Annotated in this window: 1 protein-coding gene and 1 pseudogene; one reads left to right on the top strand and one right to left on the bottom strand. The window is 47.3% G+C overall.

Features of this window, described 5'->3' with window-relative positions; translation table 11 throughout:
- Window positions 1–226: pseudogene (locus ACS8FC_RS15650) on the top strand (pantothenate kinase); the annotation flags it as partial.
- Window positions 227–361: 135 nt separating this feature from the next.
- Here ACS8FC_RS15650 and ACS8FC_RS15645 read toward each other — a convergent pair.
- The coding region (locus ACS8FC_RS15645; protein ID WP_439297448.1) for an acyl-CoA dehydrogenase family protein at window positions 362–909 on the bottom strand (548 nt) is incomplete at its 5' end.

Genomic DNA, 909 nt, shown 5'->3' with positions numbered 1-909 from the left:
CGTTGGCCAAGGCATGACCACCCAAGACGCCGTGCATCGTGGCATCTTGCTCTCTATCGTTGGCGCGGTTAATGAGATTAGTCGTCGTCACCCAAACTTTGAAGTCATCATGACAGGCGGCGATGCGGCCACTATCTCTCAGCATGTCAATCGCCCCGTACGCTTACGTGATGATTTGTTATTAAATGGATTAGCACGGTATTTTGATTATCGTAATAAGTCATAATCCATCATAGATGACTCAACATCACATTGTCACACTGACAAAAAAAGCAGCCCGTTTAAAGCGTGCTGCTTTTTTTATATGTGCTTTTCTCTTTTATAAAACCAGAGCTTTGCTAGCTACTGCTCTAATCTTTTTTTATTTGGTCTCATTAAACAGCTCACGACCGACCAGCATACGACGAATCTCGCTAGTACCTGCGCCAATCTCATATAGTTTAGCATCGCGCCAGTAGCGACCAAGCGGATACTCGTTGGTATAACCATTACCGCCAAATATTTGGATACCCTCACCCGCCATCCATGTGGCTTTTTCGGCGCACCATAGAATCACGCTGGCACAGTCTTTACGCACTTCTCGGCTATGACCTGCGCCGCGCGCGTCTAGCATATCGAGGTTTTTACCCACGGTGTACAAGAAGCTGCGACCTGCTTGCAGTACGGTATACATGTCAGCGACTTTGCCTTGGATTAATTGGAACTCGCCGATTGCTTGACCAAACTGCTTACGATCATGAATATAAGGGACGACATTGTCCATCACCGCCTGCATGATACCGATAGGCCCTGCCGCCAAGACGGCACGCTCATAATCTAGGCCACTCATCAGCACTTTGACGCCTTCATTGAGACTGCCCAAGATATTCTCTTTCGGTACTTCAACATTGTTAAAAGTCATCTCACCCG

It is taken from the genome of Psychrobacter sp. 1Y4 (assembly GCF_051847555.1).
Note: the sequence above shows the minus strand (reverse complement) of the source record. Positions and strands in the feature narration are given on the sequence as shown.